Origin of the sequence: Aeromonas enteropelogenes (assembly GCF_020097295.1) — a bacterium.
Lineage (GTDB): Bacteria > Pseudomonadota > Gammaproteobacteria > Enterobacterales > Aeromonadaceae > Aeromonas > Aeromonas enteropelogenes.
The window spans coordinates 3,678,000-3,694,645 of the sequence record NZ_CP083625.1 but is presented as its reverse complement, the minus strand read 5'-3'; the positions used below and the strand labels follow the sequence as shown (position 1 = coordinate 3,694,645).

Genomic DNA, 16,646 nt, shown 5'->3' with positions numbered 1-16,646 from the left:
TTTCTTGACTGTGATTTATCACGGTGATACAAGTGGAACTGTTGTGGCTAATTAACAATTCGCATATAAGTCATAAGCTGATTGCTAATGTGTTGATTTTAAAGTTATTCGTTGATTGTAGTGAGATGTGGTAGAGCGGAGTTAGATGGAAGTTCCTATTGGTGGATTCTATCCACAACTTTAATTTTAAGGAAAGAGAGTGAAGAATCCAGATAAGAATAATATTCACGAGACCTTCGATGGATCAGTTAGATATTCTGCGCCAGTTTACCAACGATATTACGTTTGGAGTTACGATAACCTTCAAGCATTACTTGATGATATAGAAAATGCTACTGATGAAAATTCTGTGCAATTCATTGGAGCGACAGTCGTTCAAGACTATGGAAAACGTGGGGGGACTAAGTCACCAAATGAATATCTTATTATTGACGGTCAACAGAGGCTTACAACAATCTACCTTTTAATCGCAGGTCTTGTCTGGACCTATAGCGAAGGGAAGGAGAATGATGACGCTAAAACTCTAGCCGAAACGTATCTTGCGTTTTCTGCGGGAAAGCATGCTGGAATGCCGAAGTTACTACCAACTTTGCAAGATCGACACCAGCTTTTTGATATCCTAGAAAATGAAATAGATTGTTTGGATTGGAACTTAAGTGAAATTAATAGGGATGTTGCGTCAAGAAAAACAGGCATTTCAAATCAATGGAAAAATATCAAAAAGCATTTTAAAGAGAGCTTCTTTAACGAAGAAGGTCTTTTTTTGAAAGACGCTGTAGATAATTTTCAAGAAAAGCTTCTTCATCATGTTGAGTATGTGCAGATAACTCTAGAACCAAACGATGATGCTAATACAGCATTTTCTAAGCTTAATTTTATGGGGGAACCGCTAACGATAGCAGATCTTGTCAGAAATGATGTTTTTTCGCGGTTGAATGAGGACAAGACAGATGTCTTAGATAAATTTTACGAGAAACACTGGAAGCCATTTGAAAAATCATTTCCAGAGAAATCTTTCGAACAATATATCACAATATATTCAACTATTAAATTCAAGGGGGACATCTCCAAGAGTAAGTCTTTCCCTGAGTTACAGAAGTCATGGGAAAAAATGAAGCCAGAGGCCATTATCACAGATATGAAGAAACTGGCGGATATATATATATCCTTGGTGGACTATAGTCCTATCAGTGATTTTGACTCCCAGGTGAATAATGCATTGAAACGCTTTAGCTTTATGCCAAAAACAACAGTAACTTGGCCATATTTGATTCAGTTGATTGATTCTCTAAGAAGAAATAAGTCATCCAAAAAACAAGTTTTGGAGTGCCTGTCACTAGTGGAATCATTTTTAGTAAGAAGAGCGATCGTTGGTTTAGAACCGACTGGGTTGCATGCTGTTTTTAAGGGGTTGTGGATTAAGGCCGGCGCAGATAAAAAAAAGCTTTCTGAAAAAATAATTACAACGACTATTCGCTGTCCCGATGATGAAGCAGTAATGAATGCTCTTGTAAAAGACAACATGTATAGCCGACAAATCACTAAGTACTTGATGATTCAGCGTGAGGTGATCATGAATCAGGAGAATGGCTATGACAATGCAATAAATGATTTTTCAGTTGAACATGTAATGCCAAAAAATAGAATAGGACATTGGGCAGTAGACTTTTCAGTTGCAGAGCATAATTATCATCTTAATTCTATTGGTAATTTAACACCGTTAACCAAAGGGCAGAATTCAAAAATAAAAGATATAGACTGGTCGGAGAAGCGAAAAGCTTTCAAGGGCTCTAATTGGAAAGTTACTCAAAAGCTCAGTGCTAAAGCAAAGTGGAATATTGCGCAGATTGAAAATCAAAACAAAGAGTTTTGTAAATGGGCCATTCAAACCTGGCCAGCTGTTAATTGATTTTCAAGCATGACAAGTCAACACGCACGGACGTAAAAATCTGAAAGGATATTTGAGGTATTATGATCGTTTTAACCCAGGGAGCCATGGCTCCCTGTATGCTATGAATGGTTCAACAACGAATAACTGCTAACCGATGATCGGCATCCGTTGCCATCCGGCGTTCTGCTGATTACGGCCTTGAGCACGGCGCTGATAACGCCAGGCCAGCAGCAAGGGCATGCCGAGCAGCAGCTGGGCCGCCAGCGGGATCTCTTCGATGGGGGCCGCCAGTGCACCCTCCGGGATAATACCCCCCTCAATCTCGGCCGCGAGCTTCAGCTCCAGGGCGCTGCCAAAATCGGCGAAGGTGGTGGCGTTGATGACGAAGGCATCCTCGCCGCCGGCGATATTGTTCAGATACCAATCCTGCAGCACCCCATCGGGGTAGTCCTGGCCTATGGTGATGCCGTTGATGGTATCGATGCCGGAGGCGAGCAGCTGATCCCGCACCGTGGCGGTGTCGAGTCCGGCGTTCTGGATCCCGTCACCGGAGACATCCATCACCTGGCGCGTGGCGGTGAAGTCGTTGGTATCGAACTGCAGGGCGCCGAACTCCATGGCCGAGCCCGGTGCCGTCATCCCCGAGTAGGGGCGTGTCAGGGCGTCAAGGGTGGCGGCAAACTCGTTGATGGAGGTCATGTCATAGAGGTAGAACCAGTCGGTCATCACCGCCTGCTGGGTCGAGCCGCTCCACATCACCATCTGCACGGCGATGGTGCCCAGCTTGCCGTCGCTGGTATCCAGGATGGCGTCTTGCACCGCCTGGCTGTAAAAGGCATCCACATAGCCCTGCAACTGCAGGTTGAATTCGGACGCGCTGACGCTGCCTGACACGTCCATCAGCAGTTGCAGCTCGGTATCCACTTCGGTCAAAGCGTAGGCGGGGGCGCTGACCAGCAGCATCCCCACCAGCCCTGCCAACGGTTTTAGTCTCATTGCTCGCTCCTTCTCCTTGGGGCCTGGCCCTGATCCTCAGTGCCGATGGGGAGAATGAATAAAGCGTGCCACTTTGCAGGTATCAGCAGCAGGCATGAAATTTGCGGTCTGCAAACAGGATGAAAACGAACAAGTGCGGGGTGAGGCGATGGAGATCCGTCCCTGGCAGTGGGCGCCCAACTGGTTGCTGTTGGGGCTGGTCAATCAGTGGGCCATGGTGTGGCTCAATACGGGCCATTTCAACCTGCTGGTGGTGTTGCTGATTGCCATCTGGTGGCAAATTGCATCGCGGGTTGCGCCAGCCTGGCAACCTGGCCGCGCCGCTCTGCTGCTCTTCTCGCTGCTGCTGTTGATCCCGAGCGCCAGTTGCAAGGCGCTGGCTTGCCTGCTGCTGGCCGCGAGCCTGTGGCGGCGCCAGCAGCCTTGGGACGAGCGCGCCGCGCTGCACATCGTGGTGGCTTTCACCCTGGCCGTGCTGTGGGGGCAGCAGCTCTTTGCCCTCTGCTCCGGCCCCGTGCTGGCGCTCGATGCCTGGGGAGTGGGCCAGTGGCTGCAACTGCTGGGGTGGGAGACGGTGCAAAGCGGCAATCGCATCGAGCGGGTGGGGGGGCACGCCCTGATCGTGCTCAAGGGCTGCTCCTCGTTCTCCCAGCTCTATCTGGTGGCGCTGGCCTGGCTGGTCTCCTCCTGCTGGCTCGCCCCCGGGCGGGCGCTGCACCGTCAGCTGCCCCTGCTGGGGCTGGTCTTGCTGCTCTATATCGGCAGCAACCAGCTGCGGCTGGTGCTGATGAGCCTGGATCTGCGCTGGTACGGCTGGCTGCATACCGGCACGCTTGCCCAGCTCTACCAGTGGCTGGTGCTGCTGTTGCTGATGACACAGCTGTTTAGCAGGAGGCGCCATGTCACCACCGATTAGGGGCTATCTCTGGCTGGTGCTGCTGGCACTGGCCTCCACCGGTGCCATGGGGTGGCGCTATCAGCACCGCCAACCGGTGGATGGCACTGGCCAGATGCTGCAGGAGCTCCGCCAGCTCGGCTGGCTGCGGCAGGGGGCCAGCCCCTTGCTGGGGGGCACCTATGTCGGCTACCGGCTGCGCCACCCCGATTGTGACGGGGTCTTGCAGGCGATGGCGGTGGCCCCGGATCGGGAGGCCATGTCGGTGCGACTCGCAGGCAAAGGCCAGCTGCAGGGGGTGATGTTTCGGGGGCAGTGGCACCCGGAGCCGCCACTGCTGGCGTATCGGCTCAATCAGGGCTGGCACAAGCTGTGGGGCGACGCGCCGGCCCCCCTCTATCGGGTCGCGCTGCCTGCGGCCTGTCTTGCCCTTATTGCGCCTGGCGAGCCTCGCTGAGGGTGCTGGCCGCATTGGCGGGCAGCACCCTGATCAGCAGGCTGTTCGGGGCCAGCATGGGGTCGTAACGTGGTTCGAGCTCGATGGCGCGGGCACTGAGCAGGCTGGCCAGCTTGCCAAGGCGGCTGCTGGCAAGGCGCGCACTCTCCAGCATGTCGGTCTGCGGCCCGGGGCCGCTGATAAGGGCTATCTTCGCCGGATCCCGCTGGCCGAGAAACTGGTGCAACTGCTGCTCCTGATCCGCCGCCAACATCACCGCTTCCTCCTGATAAGTCAGCGACAGCTGGGCCTGCTCGGCCAGCTGCTGCTGGCGCAACTGAGCCAGCATGGGGAAGGGATCCTCGGTGGGCGTTTGGCGGGCACAGCCAGTGAGTAGCAAAGAGGGTAGCAAGGAGAGCAGCAAGCCTGCGACAAGCTTGATGTGGCGGGGACGACGCCCGGCACTCTGGCGCCCAAAAGCCTTTATGTTGGTGACGTTCTGATGCGGCATAAGCTGGCCAGTCAGGGGGATGAATTGGCTCCAGTTTGCAATGTTTTCAAGCGCTTGGCCAGTTGTTCAATCTCGCCGCGAAAGCTGGCCCAGCGGCTGGCGGGGAGTGCTTCGGCCTGCTGCCAGCGGCTGGGCACCGCCTCGCGCAGCCGCTGCAGCAGCAGGGCCGCCTCCACCTGTTGGCGCGCCGCCTGCTCGAGCCAGGCGAGCCAGCGCAGATCCTCGATGCCCTGTTGCAGCAACAGCAGATCATAGGAGAGGCGATGGGCCTCGCAGGCCTGCGGGCCCAGCAGCAGAAAGTCGCTCTCGCGCCCGTCGGTGGGGTCGTAGGGCAGGGCGGTGGGCATGCGTCCGTGCCACTGCAGATAACCCTCGGCCCCGCTCTGCCAGAGGTAGAAGCCGGCGGCGCGCGGGGTGTCGAGGTTGTAAAACCAGGGGGCAGCCCCGGCGGCCCTCACCCGTTCCACATCGGCCTTGTCGGCGCCAAAGCCTGCGTTGACCAGGGCTATTTCCACCTCGGCCAGCAAGGGCGCCTGGGCGGGGTGGTTGAAGTGACCGGCCCGCACCACGGCAGGATCCCGCCGTTTCATCTCGCGGGCCATGGCTTGAATGGCGGGCAGGGCGCCGAGATCGGGCTCGTCAAACAGGCTCCAGGCCAGGGGCGGCAGCCCCTGGGCGCGAAAGGCCGCCTGGCGCTGTTGCCAGGCATCGAGCCGGCTGTTGGTATCGCTGCCCCAGCGCTTGAGCGAAGCGTAGGCCAGCAGCGGCATGTGAAAACCAAGGCCGATGGCCTCCTCCTGGGTAGTGCGCATCCCGGCTTCATCCTGGGGCAGGGCGGGGGCAACGCCGCTTATCTCAAGCCCGGCAAGCCGCGCCAGATCGCAACGACTGGCGGCCAGCTGGGCGCTGGCCAGCTCCGGGCCCTGGCCGAACCAGCCAAGGTAGGGGGGCGTGTCGAGGTAGATGCCGACCGGCTTGCCGGCGGCGGGCAGGATCAGGGGCAGCACCTCGACCTCTAACGGCAGTTGCACCAGCTGCTGGTGGCTGAGCAGCTGGATATTGCCCTGATAGCGCCCAGCCGGTGCATCTCGCGGGATGGGAAGATGCAGCACCAGGCGCCTTGGTACCCGGCGCTTGAGAGTGAGCCCCGCCACCCCCTCCACCAGCTCCTGATCCGAGGGGAGCAGCAGGGTGCCGCTCGCCTGGGGGCGCACCAGATGCCACTGGCCGTGGTAGGGGGTCAGCGGCAGGGTGACGCCATTGGCCGCCGGCGGCTGGATCACCAGCAGGGGGGCGGCGTCATCCTCGGGCGTCTCGATGATGAATTCCAGCAGCAGCTGGCTGCCTTGGGCGGCCAGTACGGGAGTGGCGGGGGCTGCCGGGCTGGCCCTGGCACTCAAGGTCGGCTGCCCCGGCGCGATGGGGGTCAGGGTGAGGCGAGCGGGGGATTCTGGCAGCGAATAGGGGGCCAGGGCCCACTTCTCCGTAAAGAGCTGGCGCTGCTTGGCCAGCACCAGTCGGGTGGCTTCGGCCAGCGCAGGAGCGTCCGTCTTGGCGTCAGCCTGCTTGTCCGCCGCCGGATAGGGGGCCAGCAGCAGGCCGGAGAGAAATTTCGCATCCGGCGAATTGCCCCCCAGGGTGAGGGTGAGCGGGCCGCCAGGGTGCTCGAGCACCAGGCTGACCGGCCCCCCCTGGCGGGCACCAAACAGCAGCCAGGGGTCTGGATTGGGCAGCGCCTCCTGCTGCTGACCGGCGAGATAGCGCTGGGCCAGCCACTCGTCCGGCTGCAACCGCTCGGCCCAGACCGGCTCGCCGTCGATCAGCACGCTGCGCTCGAGGGGATGGGGCAGGTACTCCCACTCGCCCGGATCGTCGAGCCAGAGGGTGAGCTGGTAGTGCCCTTTGGGTGCGTTCAGTCTGACGCCGTCGAGGTTGCGCAGCCCGTCGCGGATCAGCGCATCGCCGGAGGGGCGCAAGATGGGGCTGGGGTGGCCCAGCAGACGCGGATCCCCCTGTGCCAGGGTCTCGAAACCGGTAAAGCGAGGGGCATCGCTCGCCCCCAGATCGAGGGCTATGGTGCCGGCGGGCAGGGTCAGCCCGGGGGACCAGTACCAGCGTGTAAGGGTGAGCGGTGTCGCCCCGTCAGCCATAAAGAGATAGAGCTTGGTGAGCTGGTCGAGAGCCAGGGCCCTGGGCTGGGCGGTGCGCCAGTCGCTTAACGAAAAGCGCAGGGTAAAAGGACCTGGGGGGATGATCCGCTCCAGATTGACCCGGCTGCGGTAGTTGACCGAGGCGGCGTCGTCGACCCGCAGGATCAGGGTCTGGGGGCCAGCCGCGGGATTGTGACCCTCGATCACCAGTTCGTCATCCGCCCCGACGGGCCAGGGCAGGCGCTCGAAGGTGAGCCGCTGGGGCGTCTGCTCGCCGCTCAGTGGCAAGGGGGTGGGGCCATCAAGGCGGCTTGCCGCCAGCACTGTGCTTCCTGTTAGCAGGCTGAGGGTCAGCAGGCCGAGGACCTGCAACCAGAGCGTCTTGTGCAGACGCGCCGCCAGCCAGTCCATCAAGCCAGCCCCGCCAGCCAGGTTTTCAGTTCATCGGCCCTGTGATCCCAGCTCTGCTGTGCCACCGCCTGCTGGCGCTGCGCTTTTCCCTCGTGCCGGGTCAGCGCCTCCCACTCGTAGCGCAGGAACCAGTCCTGCCCGGGGGCGTCGAGGGCGGCGCGCTGGATGGCCTGGGCCAGGCTGTCGCCCGGGCGGGGCAGATGGACCAGCGCCCGATAGCCGTCCAGCGCCGGAAAATCGGTGCTGACCACGGGCCGGCCGGTCGCCAGATACTCGCGCAGTTTCAAGGGATTGCAGGCCCTGATCTGGGCATTGTCGACAAAGGGCAGCAGGCTCACCTGCCAGTGCTGGGCGTAGGCGGCCAGGGTGTGGTGTGGTCTGGGGCCGAGCAGGTGCACGTTCGGCAATCCTGCCAGCGGGCTCAAATCGGTTTGCTGCGGTCCTATCAGCACCAGATCCCAGTGGGGCAGGGCGCGGGCGGTCTCGGCGAGCAGGGGGACGTCTATCCAGTCGCTCAGGCTGCCGTAAAACCCGGCGATGGGGCGTCCGCTCGGCAGATCAGCCGGCCTGGGTTGGGGTGGCATAAAGAGCCCGAGATCCACCCCGTGGCTCAGCAGCCGGGTCTTGTGGGGGGGGAAGCGGCTGGCCAGCGCCGGACTGGCGGCCAGGATAAGGTCCGCTTTTTCTACCAGCCTGGCCTCGCAGCGGGCGATGGCGGCGTGATCCACCCCCGCCAGGGCCGAGAAGTCGTCGCCGCAGTAGTAGATCACCGCCCGCTCGCCGAGCTTGCCCACCAGATCAACGGCGCTTGGCAGGGAGATCCAGAGCAGCGGCCTGTCGAGCTCGGGCAGCTGGCGGCGGATCTGGGCCGCCAGCCAGTGGCCGTTGATCCGCCCCGCCAACGGGCTGCCGGGCAGGGGCAGCGCCAGCGGCGGCATCACCTGGGGCGTCGGCCCGCTCTGGATGGCGGCTGACTGGGCCTGGCCTTTGGCCGGGCGGCGCAGCACGGCCCCCAGCTTGCGGCCGAGCCGGCCAAGGTCGCGCACGTTGAGGCGGGGGCGGCGCAGGCCGATGGAGTTGACCCAGAGCACCCGATAGTCCGGCAGCAGGCGTTTGATCAGGTGCTGGGTGCTGGAGGGGTGCTGACCCCAGTCCTCCCCCAGTACCACCAGCTGGGGCTGTGCGCTCGACGGTTTCATGGCTGCTTCTCCTCACTCAGGCGGCTGGCGGCGTTCTCTGCCAGCGCGTCGTGGCAATCTTTCGCATCGAGGGGGCGCAGCACCCGGGCCGGCACCCCGGCGGCCAGCACCCCGGCGGGCAGGCTGTGGGTCACGATACTGCCGGCGGCGACCACGGTACCGGCCCCTATGGTCACCCCCGCCATCACCATGGCACCGGTGCCGAGCCAGACGTCGTGCTCGAGCACGATGTCGCCGACCTGCTCGTCCCGATCCGGCAGCCCCCGGGCCCGCTCCTGGGCATCCAGCGGGTGGCCAGGGTAGCCCGCGAGAAAGGCGCGCCCGGCGATGCGCACGTTGTCGCCGAGCACCACCTGGCTGCCCACGGCGATGGTGGTCTGCCAGCCGATGCCGACGTTGTTGCCAATCCTGAGTGCGGGCCCCTTGCTCGACGGGCGGCCACTGATGGTCATGGCGGCACTGAGGCGACAATCCGCACCGACCGCAATCGACACGGGCCCGCTGATAAAGGGGATGCCGCCATAGAGATAGAGGCGGGGAGCGGGGGCGCGCAGGCGGGACTGGAACAGCGGCGTCCACCAGAGGGTGCGGGCCAGGGTGGCGAGTGTCTGGCTTGCCAGCCGGTAGAGGCGATAGAGCAGGCCGTGCAGGGGCGGGATGAGGGGAAAGCTCCAGCTGCGGGCCCCCTTGGCGAGTCGCCACAACAGGCGGGCCAGAGGCGTCTCCCCTTGCTTGGCCCAGGTTTTCATCCGGTACAGGCTGATGCTGTTCATGGTGTGCTCTCCCTTGGCTCTGCCGCCGTCATGGCCGACCTGTCAGGCACTAGCAGGGATCGGGCCAACTGACGCTCAGCACGCTGCTGGCTCGCGCCGGCCGCCAGCAAGGGGGTTGGGTGGCAAGGCGCTGTGCAAATTGCGCCGGCCGGGCTGCAAAACGCAAAAAATCAGATTCATTTTGGGCCTAATGTGCATTGCTGTGAAGGGCGAGAGCGCGACATACAGGGCAACACGGGGAATTGCACCGGCTGGCGTGCCCCTTGCATTGGCTGACCCCAGATGACCCAAGATCCGTTGCCTGGTGGCTGGGAGGCCATATGAGACTCGGAGTAAACCAGATAGCCATGCTCTATTACGCCGCCGGCCTCTTGCTGATGAAGGGGATCTCCCTGCTGATGCTGCCGGTGCTGACCCACCTGCTGGCGCCCCGGGAGTATGGCCAGCTGGAGGTGCTCTTGACCATCATCAACCTGGGCTCCCTCATCCTGGGGTTCGGGCTGGTTGACGCCCTCTATCGTTTCGCCGGGATGGCGGCAGATGAGGGCGAGCGCAAGCAGGTGGTGGCGCGGGTGTTCGGCCTGGTCTGGATCATCGCCCTGGCCAGCCTGGTGCTGCTCTGGTGGCTGGCACCCCTGGTGCAGCGGCTGCTGCCAACCGAAACCCGCCTTGCCGATGTGCGCTGGGTGCTCAGCGCCCTGCCGTTCGAGGGGGTGATCGGGGTGCCGCTGGCCTGGCTGCGGATGCGCAATCAGGCCCGTCTCTTCTTCGTGGCCACCGCCGGCAAGGCGGTGATCCAGTCCCTGCTGACCGCTTGGTGGCTCTGGCTTGGCTGGGGAGTGAGCGGGGTGCTTGCCTCCGGCACCCTCACCTGCGTTGGGCTGGCGCTGCTGCTGAGCCTCTGGCAGTGGCGTGATGGCGGCATCCGCTTTGACTGGCAACACTACCGCCCCCTGCTGCGCTACGGCCTGCCGCTGGTGGTGAGCGGGCTGGCGGGTTTTGCCCTGAGCGGGCTGGATCGCTGGCTGCTGGCCGAGCACGTCGGCGAGGCGCTGCTGGCCTACTACGCGGTGGCGGGCAAGCTGGCGCTGGCGGTGGGGCTCTTGCTACAACCCTTCGCCCTCTGGTGGTATCCGCGCCGCTTCATGCTGCTCAAGGAGCCGGACGGCCTGCGTCTCAACGCCCACTACAGTGTGCTGGGCTCCGTGCTGGGGTTTGCCACCGCCGGGGTGGTGGGGCTCACCGCGCCTCTGCTTATTCGCGGGCTTACTCCCGAGAGCTATCACGGGGCCATCGCCTATATCCCGCTGCTGGTGCTGGGGATGGCGGTGCGCAACGTCTCTGACCTGCTCAATGTTGGCTGCTTCAGCGGCGAGGAGAGCAAGGCCCAGATGGTTATCAATCTGGGATGCAGTCTGCTCGGCGTCCTTGGCTTTTTGCTCGCCATTCCGCGTTTCGGGGTGGCCGGGGTGATCTGGACCCTGCTGCTGGTCTATCTGGTGCGGGCGCTCGCCTTCTATCTGGTGAGCCAGCGGTTGCTGCCCTTGCCATATCGCCTCTCGGCGCTGTGGGCGAGCGGTGCCGGCTCCCTTGCCATGATGTGGCTCGGCCAGTGGTGGGCAGGGCAATGGGCCGCCTGAGCCACGCCCTCTGGGGGCTGACTGCCACCCTGCTGGTGGCCGGACTCTGGTGGCGGCTGCCGCACCCGCTGCTGCTGCCGGTGTTGGGGCTGGCCATTCCCGCCATCTGGTTTGCCCTGCGCTGGCCGTTTCTGATGGTGCTGGGGTTCGTCACCTTCTCGTTTTTCCGCCTGCACGAGGTGTTTCCCCAGCTCTATCCCCTCAAGATCCCGCTGCTCTTCTCGCTGGCGGCGATTGGCGCCCTGATCTGGCACACCCTGCTGACCGGCCGCATCAGGCCCTACTGGAGCCAGCCCCTCAGCTGGTTGACCGCCTTCTTCGTAATGGTCTCCATCGGGGTGCTGTTTGCCAGCAACCGGGGGGAGGCGATCGCCACCTGGACCGGCAGCTACAGCAAGATCTACCTGATGACGCTCGCCACCGCCTGGCTGGTGCGCAGGCCGGAGGACTTCGCCCTGGCGGTGCGGGCCTTCGTGGTGGCCGGCTGCATGGTGGCGCTGGTGGCGCTCTACAACAAGAGCAGCGGCATCGGGCTGGTGGAGGGGACCCGGGTCACCATAGGGCGCGAGCTCGGCTCGGTGCTGGGGGATCCCAACGATCTGGCGCTGGTGCTGCTGTTTCCCGCCGGCTTCTCCCTGAGTCTGCTGCTCAACCGGGGCAATGGCCTGGGAGGGCGCATCCTGGGAGCGGTGGGCTTCGTGCTGGTGGCCGCTGCCATCATCGCCACCCAGAGTCGCGGCGGTTTGCTCGGGATCTGCGCGGTGAGCGGCCTCTTTGCCTGGCAGCGGGTGCAGTCGAAAACCGTGCTGATCCTATGCGGCACCCTGGCGCTGCTGGTGCTGTTTGCCGCTGCCGGGATAAGCGACAGGGCCTCCGGCGGGGCGGCGGAGAGCGGGGTGGATGCCTCGGCCATGGGCCGCCTCTACGCCTGGCAGGCCGCCTGGGGCATGGCGCTGGCCCATCCGCTCATCGGGGTGGGGCTCTCCAATTTCTACTACAACTACTTCTTCTTCAGCCCCCACTGGGACGGCCTCAACCACGCGGTGCACTCCACCTGGTTCGGGGTGCTGGCGGAAACCGGCTTCGTGGGGCTGTTCATCTTCATCGGCATGGTGGTGGTCACCCTCTACCGGACCTGGCGCTGCTCACTGGATGGCATGCCTCCTGCAGTAGTCACAGCCATGCAGGGGGTGATGGCGAGCATGGTGGGGTTCGTCATCTCGGGATCCTTCCTGACCCAGGGCTTTACCTGGCCCATCTATCTGGAGCTGTCGCTGGCGGTGGCAGCCATCAAATATGTCCGGCAGGCCAGAGAAGTGGAAATGGCCATGGCCGAGGCGGAGCGGAATAAACAGGAAAAGGGAGCAGAGTCATGAGCGCAACCCCCATTTTGCTGGTGCATTACGGCGAGAACTGGATCCGTGGCAGCGAGCGCTGCCTGCTGGATCTGCTGGCCCACCTGGATCGCAGCCGTTTTGCCCCCCTGCTCTGGTGCAACAGTCAGTTGTTGGCGCAGGAGGCCGCCCTGCTCGGGGTGAAGGCGCTGGTCGAGCCCTTTACCCTGCTGCTGGGCTGGCAAGCTCCCCGCTTCGATCTGGCCGCCCATCGGGCCTTGTGCCAGCGGGCGCAGGCGCTAATCGAGGAGCATGGCATCACCCTGGTGCACGCCAACAGCGCCGCCCCCTGCCAGTGGCTGGCCGGGGTGTGCCGAAAGATGAAGGTGCCGCTGGTGTGCCATCTGCACGCCCGTTATCAGCCCAGAGACAGGTTTACCCTCCGGGTGCATCAGGCCAACGTGCTGATCGGGGTGAGCCAGCCGGTGCTGGCCCCCTGGCGGGAAGATGGCTGCGAGCACAGCCGGCTGGTTCATATCGCCAACGGGGTGGACGGCGCGCGCCTGAGCGAGGGGCGCCACTGGCCCGTGCTCGGCATGCTGGAGCTGCCGCCGGGGGATCTGATCCTGGCCACCATAGGGTCGCTGATCAAGCGCAAGGGGGTGGACCTGCTGATCCGTTCCCTGGCAGAAATTACCCGACAGGGGGAGGAGGCACAGCTGCTGGTGATTGGCAGCGGCCCCGAGCTGGCAGCGCTCACTGCATTGGCCGCTGAGCTGGGAGTGGCCGGGCGGGTGCACTTTCTCGGGGAGCGTCCCGACAGCGCCGCCATCCTGCGCGGCGGGGTGGATCTGCTGGTCTCCGGCGCCCGTGAGGAGGTGTTTGGTTTGACCTTGGCCGAAGCGGGCATGCTGGGGCTGCCGGTCAGCGCCTATCGGGTGGGGGGGATCCCCGAGGTGGTGGAACACACGGTGACGGGCCTGTTGGCCGATCCCGGTGACTGGCGCCAGATGGCGGCTCATTGGCAGCGATTTGGCGATCCCGCCCTGCGCAGCCGATTGGGGAGGGCAGGGCAGACTCGGGCTAACCAGCTGTTCACTGTCCGGCGTTATGTGGAGAAGGTGAGCGAGCTCTGGTCGGCGGCGCTGGCGGGGCGCTGGGATAGCCCCGAGCTCCCCCCCTACGGACGCATGGTGCGCTGGCTCGGCCAGCGGCTGCTGGCCAGGGTGGGCCTTGCGGGGGAAGGTGCGCTGGCCGGGGGCCGGGCCGCGGCCATCCAATCGGACGAAGGAGTGCAATCATGACCCAGCACCAGGATGCGGCTGCCGGCAAGGGTAACCAAGAGGGCAAGGTTGGCAAGGGCGGCAAGATAGTGCTGGTGGATCCCATCTCCTTTCGCGGCGGCTCCAAGGTGGCCACCGAGGTGATGCTGGATGAGCTGGCCGGGCGATTTTCTGAGCTGACCTGCCATGTGCTGACCCTGGATCCCGACTCCTGGCCCCGTTGCCGGCACCACAGGCTCTGGCTCCCTTCCTGGCTGCGGGGGCGCGAATCCGGGGCCGGTTATCTGCTCAAGCAGGGCTGGCAGACCCTGATGATCCTGGCTCTCTGCTGGCGATTGGGGCAGGTGCGCTGCCTGCTGGCGGCCTCCGGCCCCGGGGTGGATCTGTGCAGCTACTGGGCGGCCCGGGTGCTCGGCATTCCCGTGGTGCAGCTTATCCACGGCCCGGTGGGCTGCTCCGGCCTCTCGGCGCGCGCGTTGCGGCGAGCCAGTCAGGTCTGCTATCTCGAGAGCTGCCGCCCCTCCCTCGGGGCACTATTGAACCGGCTCGGCGAGTCGGCGTTTCCCGCTCACTGGCAATCTTTCACCAATGGCCTCAGTGATGAGCAGTGGCCGACGGCCACCCGGGGCGGTCCCCGCATCCTGTGGGCGGCTTCCCTGCTGCGCTGGAAGGGGCTCGAGACCATGCTGGCGGCCCATCAGGCCATGAGCGGGCGGCGCCCCGAACTGGAGGTCTGCTACCTGCAGCCCAAGGGAACCTTGCAGCCCTGCAGCCAGCCGAGACCGGATCTGCCCGATACCCGCTGGCATGCCAATCCCGCCAATCTGGACGAGATCCGCGCCCGCTGCGGCATCTTCGTCTCGACCAGCCATCAGGAGCCGTTCGGTCTCTCCATTCTGGAGGCGATGGCTGCCGGCCTGTGCGTGGTGATCCCCGCCGACGGGGCCTGGTGGGACAGGCAGCTTGGTGATGGCATCCATTGCTGCAAATACCTGCCGGGAGATGCGGAGGATCTGGCCCGGGTCCTTGGTGCCCTGCAGGCGGATCCGGCGCGGGTCAGCGCCCTTGGTGCCAATGCCCGCCAGCTGGCAGGTGCCGGTTATCGCGCGGGGCAGGCTTACGCCAGCGTGGTGGACGGCTGGGAGAGGTTGCTTCGCTGATAAAAAGCAATCAGCGTGCTGTTGCGCAACATATTTAAAGGGGGCGCAAGTGCAATCCGCTAATAGTGTATGCCCCATGAAACAAGAATTATTATCAATATCATGAGGGGCGCTCTATCTATTTACGCCCTGGTCAATCCGGCAAGGTGACGTGAAGGTAAATGTTTCTGTTTCAGGTGTTAACATCAGTGTTTTTCAATGGTTAACGACCAGGTTATAAATCAGTTTAAATGATTGTCTGATCTCCCGCAGGCCAGCCTTTATTCACACTGAAAATTTGAATGTTGATGCATTTTATTGCCGATGAGATCCCTTGTGGCTGCCTCTTAATATCTACTATTCATGGTTGTCGCCCTCATCTTGAGCAGTTTGTTAGAGGGAGGGAAGTCGTGCCAGGATGCTATAAACGCCAGGTTTGGCAAGGTCTGCGGCGCTGTCCTTCAGTCATGGAGTGAGGCGGTGCAAGCCCTGACTGGGGGCGGTGGCATATATGCAGCATAATGGCTAAAGGTATATATCAGTAGCCAGTTATGGCAAGAAAACAGTCTGTTAAATAAGCCTGTTTGAACCACTTCACGATGTGTTAAATAAAATAAAAAAGAATAGGTTTTGCCTCTTTGATTAATTAATTAATATCCAATTAAAATTATAAAAACCACGAGGCATTGAGTATCCCTTTGGGGGTAAATAAGGTTATTTGTGATGTAACTCGCCCGGAATATATGGGTAACCCCAAGGGAATTGATGGAGATCAATATAGCAGGGGGAGTGAATCCTTAGCATTTCCGTTACTAAGCATTTAAACAAGTGCTCACAAACGGGAATAAGAAGAATGGTCGAGGATAATTTTTTATCGGCTCATGGAATTAGTCGCCGTGATTTTATGAAATTGTGCGCCGGGATGGCCGCAACCCTGGGATTAAGTCAACATGCGGTGGCCCAGATGGCCACGGCACTCACCAGCCCCGAGCGGCCACCGGTGATCTGGATCGGCGCGCAGGAGTGTACCGGTTGTACCGAATCGCTGCTCCGTGCCACTCACCCCACCATAGAGAACCTGATCCTCAACACCATTTCGCTCGAGTATCACGAGGTGCTCTCGGCGGCCTTCGGTCATCAGGCGGAACAGAACAAGCACAACGCCATCGAGCGTTACAAGGGCAAGTACGTGCTGGTGGTGGATGGCTCCATTCCGCTCAAGGATGGCGGCATCTACTGCATGGTGGCCGGTGAACCCATCGTCGATCACATTCGCCGCGCCGCAGCCGACGCGGCTGCCGTCATCGCCATCGGCTCCTGCTCCGCCTGGGGCGGGGTACCCGCCAGCGGTGGCAACCCCACCGGCGCCGTGAGCCTGGAAGAGGCCCTCGGCAATATCGGCACTCCCATCATCAATATTCCGGGTTGCCCGCCCAATCCCCACAACTTCCTCACCACGGTGGCCTACTACATCACCTACGGCAAGCTGCCGGCGCTGGATGCCAAGAAGCGCCCGTTGTTTGCCTACGAGCGGCTCATCCACGAGAACTGCGAGCGTCGCCCCCACTTCGATGCCGGCCGCTTTGCCAAGGAGTTTGGCGACGAGGGTCACCGTCAGGGCTGGTGCCTCTATCACCTGGGTTGCAAGGGCCCCGAAACTTACGGCAACTGCTCGACCCTGGAGTTTTGCGACATCGGCGGCGGCATCTGGCCGGTGGGTATCGGCCACCCTTGCTACGGCTGCAACGAGCAGGGGGTGGGTTTTAGCAAGGGGATCTTCCAGCTCGCCAAGGTGGAAAATCCCACTCCGCGGGCAGAGAAGCCCGATGTGGCCATCCAGGAAGGGGGACACATCACCCCGACGGCCAGCGGTCTCATCGGTGGCGCCCTCGGGGTGCTGGTCGGGGTGAGTCTGATGACGGTGCGTGAACTCGGTCGCCAGCAGAAGCGCCACGAAGCCGGGCAGCACCCATCACGGGAGGAGTAAC

13 protein-coding genes are annotated in these 16,646 nt (G+C 62.0%); 8 read left to right on the top strand and 5 right to left on the bottom strand.

What is annotated here, in order from left to right:
* Positions 1 to 199 precede the first annotated feature (199 nt).
* A complete protein-coding gene (locus tag LA321_RS17080) occupies positions 200 to 1,909 on the top strand; it encodes a DUF262 domain-containing protein (RefSeq protein WP_123246227.1) in 1,710 nt (569 codons plus the stop codon).
* A gap of 129 nt (positions 1,910 to 2,038) precedes the next feature.
* Here LA321_RS17080 and LA321_RS17075 read toward each other — a convergent pair whose 3' ends face one another.
* On the bottom strand, positions 2,039 to 2,887 hold the full coding sequence (locus tag LA321_RS17075) for a DUF1194 domain-containing protein (protein ID WP_042069518.1): 849 nt from the start codon (positions 2,885 to 2,887) through the stop codon (positions 2,039 to 2,041).
* Between the two features lie 94 nt (positions 2,888 to 2,981).
* On the opposite strand from LA321_RS17075, the gene LA321_RS17070 reads away from it, so the two are divergent.
* Positions 2,982 to 3,803, top strand: a complete 822-nt coding sequence (locus LA321_RS17070) for a hypothetical protein (RefSeq protein WP_042069517.1) — start codon at positions 2,982 to 2,984, stop codon at positions 3,801 to 3,803.
* Positions 3,787 to 4,239 (top strand): hypothetical protein, encoded by a 453-nt coding sequence (locus tag LA321_RS17065; protein WP_042069516.1) that lies wholly within the window; start codon positions 3,787 to 3,789, stop codon positions 4,237 to 4,239. Before LA321_RS17070 ends, LA321_RS17065 begins: the two co-directional genes overlap by 17 nt.
* Here LA321_RS17065 and LA321_RS17060 read toward each other — a convergent pair.
* The 4 genes from LA321_RS17060 to LA321_RS17045 are packed head-to-tail and all read right to left on the bottom strand — an operon-like array spanning position 4,214 to position 9,262.
* Entirely contained in the window at positions 4,214 to 4,729 is a 516-nt protein-coding gene (locus LA321_RS17060) for a hypothetical protein (protein WP_224212225.1), read from the bottom strand. The two genes, LA321_RS17065 and LA321_RS17060, sit on opposite strands and share 26 nt — an antisense overlap.
* Positions 4,730 to 4,740: 11 nt before the next feature.
* Entirely contained in the window at positions 4,741 to 7,290 is a 2,550-nt protein-coding gene (locus LA321_RS17055) for a hypothetical protein (protein WP_224212276.1), read from the bottom strand.
* Entirely contained in the window at positions 7,290 to 8,489 is a 1,200-nt protein-coding gene (locus tag LA321_RS17050) for a glycosyltransferase (RefSeq protein WP_042069515.1), read from the bottom strand. Before LA321_RS17050 ends, LA321_RS17055 begins: the two co-directional genes overlap by 1 nt.
* Complete coding sequence (locus LA321_RS17045) at positions 8,486 to 9,262, bottom strand: acyltransferase (protein ID WP_042069513.1); 777 nt, start codon at positions 9,260 to 9,262, stop codon at positions 8,486 to 8,488. Before LA321_RS17045 ends, LA321_RS17050 begins: the two co-directional genes overlap by 4 nt.
* A gap of 320 nt (positions 9,263 to 9,582) precedes the next feature.
* Here LA321_RS17045 and LA321_RS17040 point away from each other — a divergent pair, with 320 nt between their 5' ends.
* The 5 genes from LA321_RS17040 (at position 9,583) to hybO (ending at position 16,645) form a co-directional block, all read left to right on the top strand.
* Complete coding sequence (locus LA321_RS17040; protein WP_042069512.1) at positions 9,583 to 10,902, top strand: lipopolysaccharide biosynthesis protein; 1,320 nt, start codon at positions 9,583 to 9,585, stop codon at positions 10,900 to 10,902.
* On the top strand, positions 10,890 to 12,278 hold the full coding sequence (locus LA321_RS17035) for an O-antigen ligase family protein (protein ID WP_042069511.1): 1,389 nt from the start codon (positions 10,890 to 10,892) through the stop codon (positions 12,276 to 12,278). Before LA321_RS17040 ends, LA321_RS17035 begins: the two co-directional genes overlap by 13 nt.
* Entirely contained in the window at positions 12,275 to 13,540 is a 1,266-nt protein-coding gene (locus LA321_RS17030; protein WP_042069509.1) for a glycosyltransferase family 4 protein, read from the top strand. Before LA321_RS17035 ends, LA321_RS17030 begins: the two co-directional genes overlap by 4 nt.
* Positions 13,537 to 14,679, top strand: coding sequence for a glycosyltransferase family 4 protein (locus tag LA321_RS17025; protein ID WP_082043347.1), 1,143 nt, complete (start codon positions 13,537 to 13,539; stop codon positions 14,677 to 14,679). The genes LA321_RS17030 and LA321_RS17025 overlap by 4 nt, the downstream gene beginning before the upstream one ends.
* 832 nt (positions 14,680 to 15,511) lie before the next feature.
* Positions 15,512 to 16,645 (top strand): hydrogenase 2 small subunit, encoded by a 1,134-nt coding sequence (gene hybO, locus LA321_RS17020; RefSeq protein WP_042026457.1) that lies wholly within the window; start codon positions 15,512 to 15,514, stop codon positions 16,643 to 16,645.
* Position 16,646: the final 1 nt, after the last annotated feature.